At 73.1% G+C, this 6,455-nt stretch carries 7 protein-coding genes; 3 read left to right on the plus strand and 4 right to left on the minus strand.

Annotated elements, in window-relative coordinates:
• The first annotated feature begins 56 nt into the window (after window positions 1–56).
• The 3 genes from cmk to der all read left to right on the plus strand — a co-directional run bounded on the left by cmk (window position 57) and on the right by der (window position 2,938).
• Window positions 57–755: a (d)CMP kinase gene (cmk, locus tag J7I97_RS07935; protein ID WP_214932085.1), complete on the plus strand. Its 699-nt coding sequence runs from the start codon at window positions 57–59 to the stop codon at window positions 753–755.
• Window positions 756–811: 56 nt separating this feature from the next.
• Window positions 812–1,399 (plus strand): 1-acyl-sn-glycerol-3-phosphate acyltransferase, encoded by a 588-nt coding sequence (locus J7I97_RS07940; RefSeq protein WP_251058586.1) that lies wholly within the window; start codon window positions 812–814, stop codon window positions 1,397–1,399.
• 75 nt (window positions 1,400–1,474) lie between these two features.
• Entirely contained in the window at window positions 1,475–2,938 is a 1,464-nt protein-coding gene (der, locus tag J7I97_RS07945) for a ribosome biogenesis GTPase Der (protein ID WP_214932089.1), read from the plus strand.
• A gap of 64 nt (window positions 2,939–3,002) precedes the next feature.
• On the opposite strand, the gene J7I97_RS07950 is transcribed toward der, so the two are convergent.
• From J7I97_RS07950 to J7I97_RS07965, 4 genes are all read right to left on the minus strand, one after another.
• Window positions 3,003–3,485 carry a hypothetical protein gene (locus J7I97_RS07950; RefSeq protein WP_214932091.1) on the minus strand — a complete coding sequence of 161 codons (483 nt, stop codon included), beginning with the start codon at window positions 3,483–3,485 and terminating at the stop codon, window positions 3,003–3,005.
• A gap of 153 nt (window positions 3,486–3,638) precedes the next feature.
• Window positions 3,639–4,457 carry a hypothetical protein gene (locus J7I97_RS07955; protein WP_214932094.1) on the minus strand — a complete coding sequence of 273 codons (819 nt, stop codon included), beginning with the start codon at window positions 4,455–4,457 and terminating at the stop codon, window positions 3,639–3,641.
• A gap of 650 nt (window positions 4,458–5,107) precedes the next feature.
• A complete protein-coding gene (locus J7I97_RS07960) occupies window positions 5,108–5,866 on the minus strand; it encodes an ATP-binding cassette domain-containing protein (protein WP_214932096.1) in 759 nt (252 codons plus the stop codon).
• Window positions 5,856–6,455, minus strand: a 600-nt coding sequence (locus J7I97_RS07965; RefSeq protein WP_214932098.1) for an ATP-binding cassette domain-containing protein, incomplete at its 5' end; no start/stop codon positions are given. The genes J7I97_RS07960 and J7I97_RS07965, both read right to left, overlap by 11 nt.

Genomic DNA, 6,455 nt, shown 5'->3' on the forward strand with positions numbered 1-6,455 from the left:
GAGGGGCGCTTTGGCGCGCCCGGACACGTACGCGCAACCAGGAAGGTGCCCGCACCGTGGAATCCGCAGCTCCGACCGCCGTGATCGTCGCCATCGACGGTCCCTCCGGCACGGGCAAGTCCAGCACCTCCAAGGCCGTGGCCGCCAAGCTCGGGCTGCGCTACCTGGACACCGGTGCCCAGTACCGAGCCATCACCTGGTGGATGATCACCAACGGCATCGACACCGACGACCCGCACGCCATCGCGGTCGCCGCCGGCAAGCCCGCCATCGTGTCCGGGACCGATCCGGCCGCGCCGACCATCACGGTCGACGGGCTGGACGCCGCCGGGCCGATCCGTACCCAGGAGGTCACCTCCAAGGTCAGCGCCGTCAGCGCCGTCCCCGAGGTGCGCACCCTGATCACCGAGCTCCAGCGCGGCATCGCGGCGGAGGCCGACGGCGGGATCGTCGTCGAGGGACGGGACATCGGTACCACCGTCCTGCCCGACGCCGACGTGAAGATCTTCCTCACCGCGTCTCCCGAGGCCCGCGCCGCGCGCCGCAACGGCGAGCTCCGCGGCAAGGAGGCCTCGGATCTGGCCGCCACCCAGGAGGCCCTGGTCAAGCGGGACGCGGCCGACTCGGGGCGCAAGACCTCCCCGCTGGCCAAGGCCGACGACGCCGTCGAGGTGGACACCACCGAGCTGACCCTCGACCAGGTCATCGAGTGCGTCGTGACCCTCGTGGAAGAGAAGCGGGCGGGCGGCAAGTGAGCGAAACGCCCTCCCTCAAGGGTGCGGCGGTCGGCCGGCGGATCGGCATCGGGCTCATGTACGGGCTGTGGAAGCCGCGTGTGCTGGGGGCCTGGAAAGTGCCCGCCTCCGGCCCCGTCATCCTGGCCGTGAACCACTCGCACAACATCGACGGGCCCATGCTCATGGGCACGGCGCCCCGGCCGCTGCACTTCCTGATCAAGAAGGAAGCGTTCATAGGCCCCCTCGGTCCCTTCCTGGAGGGGATCGGGCAGGTGAAGGTGAACCGGAGCGGTACCGACCGGACCGCCATCAGCCGCGCCCTCGGCGTACTCGAGAACGGCGGAGCCCTGGGGATCTTCCCCGAGGGCACCCGCGGCGAAGGCGACTTCGCCTCGCTGCGCGCCGGGCTCGCCTACTTCGCGGTCCGCAGCGGCGCGCCCATCGTGCCGGTTGCCGTCCTGGGCAGCACCGAACGCCGCGGGCGGCTGGTCAAGGGCCTGCCGCCGCTGCGTAGCCGGGTGGACGTCGTCTTCGGCGACGCCTTCCAGGCCGGGGACGGCAGTGGCCGCCGTACCCGTACCGCGCTGGACGAGGCCACCGTACGCATCCAGGAGCGGCTGACCGCCCACCTGGCCGACGCCAAGCGCCTCACCGGGCGCTGAGCGAGACTTGAACCAGTAGTGGAACCGCGCTGCGCGGGGGCCACCGATCACCACGAACGACGAGGAACGGACTTCATGAACGACCAGCACGACCACGGAGCACTTGGCGATGCCGAGTACGCGGAGTTCATGGAGCTCGCCGCGGAGGAAGGCTTCGACGTCGAGGACGTCGAGGGCGCGATCTCGGAGGCCGGCCATGGGCCGCTTCCCGTGCTCGCCGTCGTCGGCCGCCCGAATGTCGGCAAGTCGACCCTGGTGAACCGGATCATCGGCCGCCGCGAGGCGGTCGTCGAGGACAAGCCGGGCGTCACCCGCGACCGCGTCACCTACGAGGCCGAGTGGGCCGGCCGCCGCTTCAAGGTCGTCGACACCGGCGGCTGGGAGCAGGACGTCCTCGGCATCGACGCCTCCGTCGCCGCCCAGGCCGAGTACGCCATCGAGGCCGCCGACGCGGTCGTCTTCGTCGTGGACGCCAAGGTCGGCGCCACCGACACCGACGAGGCCGTCGTCAGGCTGCTGCGCCGGGCCGGCAAGCCCGTCGTGCTGTGCGCCAACAAGGTCGACGGCCAGAGCGGCGAGTCCGACGCGGCCTCGCTGTGGTCGCTGGGCCTCGGCCTGCCGCACCCGGTCTCCTCGCTGCACGGCCGCGGTACGGGCGACATGCTCGACGCCGTCCTCGAAGCCCTGCCCGAGGCGCCCGAGCAGACCTTCGGGGGCGCCGCCCCCGGCGGGCCGCGCCGCATCGCGCTCATCGGGCGCCCGAACGTCGGCAAGTCCTCCCTGCTCAACAAGGTCGCGAAGGAGGACCGGGTCGTCGTCAACGAGCTGGCCGGCACCACCCGCGACCCGGTCGACGAGCTGATCGAGCTCGGCGGCGTCACCTGGAAGTTCGTGGACACCGCGGGCATCCGCAAGAAGGTGCACCTCCAGCAGGGCGCCGACTACTACGCCTCCCTCCGGACGGCCGCCGCCGTCGAGAAGGCGGAGGTCGCGGTCATCCTGATCGACACCACCGAGACGATCAGCGTCCAGGACCAGCGCATCATCACCATGGCCGTCGAGGCGGGCCGCGCGATCGTGATCGCGTACAACAAGTGGGACGAGCTCGACGAGGAGCGCCGCTACTACCTCGAGCGCGAGATCGAGACCGAGATGCAGCAGGTCGCCTGGGCGCCCCGCGTCAACGTCTCGGCGCTCACCGGCCGCCACATGGAGAAGCTGGTCCCGGCGATCGAGACGGCCCTCGCCGGCTGGGAGACGCGCGTCCCCACCGGCCGGCTGAACGCCTTCCTCGGCGAGGTCGTCGCCGCCCACCCGCACCCGATCCGCGGCGGCAAGCAGCCCCGCATCCTGTTCGGTACCCAGGCGGGAAGCAAGCCGCCGCGGTTCGTCCTCTTCGCCTCCGGCTTCCTGGAGCACGGCTACCGGCGCTTCATCGAGCGCCGACTGCGCGAGGAGTTCGGGTTCGAGGGAACCCCGATCCACATCTCGGTGCGGGTGCGCGAGAAGCGCGGCGCCGCCTACAAGAAGAAGAAGTAGGGGCCAAGAAGAAGAAGTAGGGGCCCAAGTTAGAAGTAGCGCGGAACTTGGCCGCGTCGGGGTGTCAGTAGCCCCGGCGCGGGGCGGGCGGCAGGGCCGCCGGGATGTGCTGCATCCCGGTCTGGTGCTGCCGCCCGTTGGCGTATCCGGAGGAAGGCGCGGCTGAGGCGGCGGTAGCGGCGTACTGCGGGGCGCCCTGGCCCGCGTACGAGTACACGGGCTGAGGCGGCTGAAGCTGGGGGGTGTACGCGGGCTGCTGCCACGCGGAACCGTTCCATCCGGTGCCGGTGCCGGTGCCGCCGCCGCTGCCGTACGAGGAGCCGGAGCCGGTGTACGTGCCCCCGTACGAGAACGCCGTGAAGCCGAGGTCCTCCTCGCCCGTACGGTCGCCCGGCAGCGCCCTGAAGGCGCGCAGGTACTCCGAGTACAGGGTGTCGAAGATCGGGGTGTGCGAGGCGGCCGGAGCGATGTCCCGGTCCCGTGCGGGGCGCAGCGGCGGGACGGTGCTCGGGTGGTACGGGGCGCGGGAGGGGTCGTATGAGTGCACGTAACAGCCAACGAACCCGTTGCCCTGCGGATGCGGGGGTCAGGGGAGAAAACGCAGATCGCCGGGGGTGCGCGGGACGGACCGCGCACCCCCGGCGCATGCCACCCGGCCCCCACGGCAGGGGGCGGACGGCCGTTCGGGAGGGAAAGGGGATCAGGCTCCCGGCGTACCCGCCAGGGGCATCGAGGCGGCCACCAGCTTGCCGCCGGCCGCCGCCTTGTCCAGCGCGTCGCGCAGCAGGTCCTCGCGGGGCTGCTGGCCGATGGAGCCGACGGGGGCGGCGTAGATGAGCACGCGCTGGGTCTTGTTGACGGCGGCCCGCCAGCCCTCGGTGACCGAGAGCGCCTGGTGCGCCTGCCACCAGGCGACCTGGCCGCCGCCCTCGGTGCCGGGCTGGAGGACGGCGTGCAGCTGACCGGCGGCGAGCAGGACGGACCAGCCGTTCAGGGGGGAGGGGAGCTCGGCGGTGTCGGTGACCGGGATGAAGCCCTGCTCGATCAGGAGCGGCAGGAAATCGTCGCCGGGGCCGGTGGTGCCGGGGCGGGCGATTGGCGCGGTCGGCTCGACGACGAGGGCGGGGTGCAGTTCGCCGCCGATCAGGACCAGGCCGCTCGTGATGCCGAGGACGGCCTGGCCGCCGGGCACGGACTGCGGAACATCGCCGGCGCCGTCGGCGGCCGCGGCGGGGGCCGGGCTGTCGCCGGTGATGCTGCGGACGGCGCCCTGCAGCTGCTCCTCGGGGACGGTGACGACCTGGGAGGGGATACAGCCGGCGTGGGCGAAGGCGAGGACGGCGGTTTCCTCGCCGACGAACAGCACCGTGCTGGTCCGCTCGCGCTCGGGGTCTCCGGGGGTGCGGCAGGAGGTGCAGTCGTAACTGCCCGGCGCGTCGTCGCCGACGAGCAGCCTGTCGGCTTCTTCGTCACCGATCTCGGCACGTACCTCATCACTGACGTCGAGCATGCGCGGCACGGGGTGGCTCCTCGGACTAGGGCGTGCGGGGGCCGGGGGGTTCCCGGCTCGCCGGGCTCAACGGGGGAGCGGCGTGCGGGGTCACGCCGTTTGAGGGAACGGAATCGAACCGGGCCCCCGGACGAGTGAACGGTCTGACCGGGGTTTCGTTTTGATGCCAACTCTTTTTTGATTGTGCGCAGTTGGTGGCCAGTGCTGGCCGTTTCCGGGTGGGGTGGCGGCTCGGCCGTCCGGGTGGGGCCCGGGGGAGAGCCGCGTGGCGGGTCCGGAGGGCGGGAAGGCGCTGCCTAGCGTGACCCGATGCCCGATCTCCGCCTGCGGATCTTTTCGGCTTGTGCCGCTGCGGCTGTCGCTGCCGGTTCCGCTGTCGCTGTCGCTTCCGCTGTCGCTTCCGCTGTCGCGCTGGTGCTCGTACTCCCGTGGGGTCCGGTGGCGGCCGCCGCCACGGCCGTGGCTCCGCCGCCGTCGGCGCCCGGGCCCGCGGGGGCGGTGCGTCCCGGCTCGCCGGGGGTGATCGGGCTCGGGCTCGGGGTCGGGGTCCGGCTTGGCTCCGCCTGGGGCTTCGGCGGCGGAGCCGTCTGGGGCTCCGGCGACGTCAGCGGCTTCTCCGGTTCCTGTGGCTCCTCCGGGCTCTCCGGCCCCTGTCGCCCCTACGGCCTCTCTGGTTCCTGCGGTGCCTGCGGTGCCTGCGGTGCCTCCGGTGCCTCCGGTTCTTCCGGCTCCCGCGCTCGCGGTGTCGGCTCGCTCGGCCGTCGTTCCGTCGCCTCCCCGCTGAACACCACCGCACCGCGCCGCAGTTCGTGTACGAGGACCCCGGCGCGGGCCAGCGCGGCCGGCACCCGCTGTTCGGCCAGCACCACGGCGGCACCGGAGCCGGCGGCGCGGATGGCGAGGAGGGCGTAGGTCCGGGCGGCGACGGCGGGGGACATGCCCTGGGTGGGTTCGTCGAACAGGAGCACGCTCGCGTCGGCGCTGAGGAGCGCGCGGGAGAGGGCGAGCATCCGCTGTTCGCCGCCGGACAGCGTGCCGGCGGGTCGGCTTAGCAGGGCTGCCAGGGCCGGATACGCATCGAGCGCGGCGTCGTACCGGGCGCCCGGTGAGAAGAGGCCGAGGTTGTCGGCGACGGTGAGCGACGGGTACACGGCCTCCCGGTCCGGTACGAAGCACAGCCCGCGCCGGGCGCGTTGGTGGGCCCGGATGCGGGTGACGTCGGCGCCGTGCCACAGGACGCGGCCGGAGCTGAGTGGGACGGACCCGGCGAGGGCGCGCAAGACGGTGGTCCGGCCGGAGCCGTTGGGGCCGAGGAGCAGGGTGAGGGTCCCCGCCGGGACGGGCAGGTCGATGCCGTGCAGGGCCTCCAGGGGGCCGTAGCGGACGCGGGCGGCGCGCAGCGCCATCTCAAGTGGCATGGAGGCGGCCGTTCTTGAGGGTGTGGAGGGTGCCGGCGAGTACGGAGAGGAACTCCAGGTCGTGCTCGATGACGACCAGGGCCATGCCGTCGGCGGCGAGCGCGCGCAGGAGCAGGGCGAGGACGGCGACCTCGGCCTCGTCGAGTCCGGCGGTGGGCTCGTCGAGCAGCAGGACGCGGGGGGAGCCTGCAAGGGCGCGGGCGAGCTCGGTCCGGCGGAGGGCCCCTGTGGGGAGGCGGGCGGTGAGGGTGTCGCGGTCGGGGAGCAGGGCGAGAAGCCGCATGGCCTGCGTGGCGGCGCCGAGCGAGTCCCCGGCCCCTCCGCCCTCGCCCGGGCCCCTTCCCAGGCCTCCTCCCCGGCTCCTTCCCCGGCCGAGACCGTGCTCGGCGCCGACGCGGATGTTGTCGGTGACGGTGAGGCTGCCGAAGACGGCAGGTTGCTGGAAGGTCCGGGCGAGTCCGATGCGGGCGCGGGCGTGCGGGGGGAGGGCGGTGATGTCCCGGCCGTCGAGGGTGATCCGCCCGGCGGCGGCGCGGATCGTCCCGGCGAGGCAGTGCAGCAGCGTGCTCTTGCCGGCGCCGTTCTCACC

The sequence above is a fragment of the Streptomyces sp. ISL-87 genome, from assembly GCF_018614095.1.
Taxonomy (GTDB): domain Bacteria; phylum Actinomycetota; class Actinomycetes; order Streptomycetales; family Streptomycetaceae; genus Streptomyces.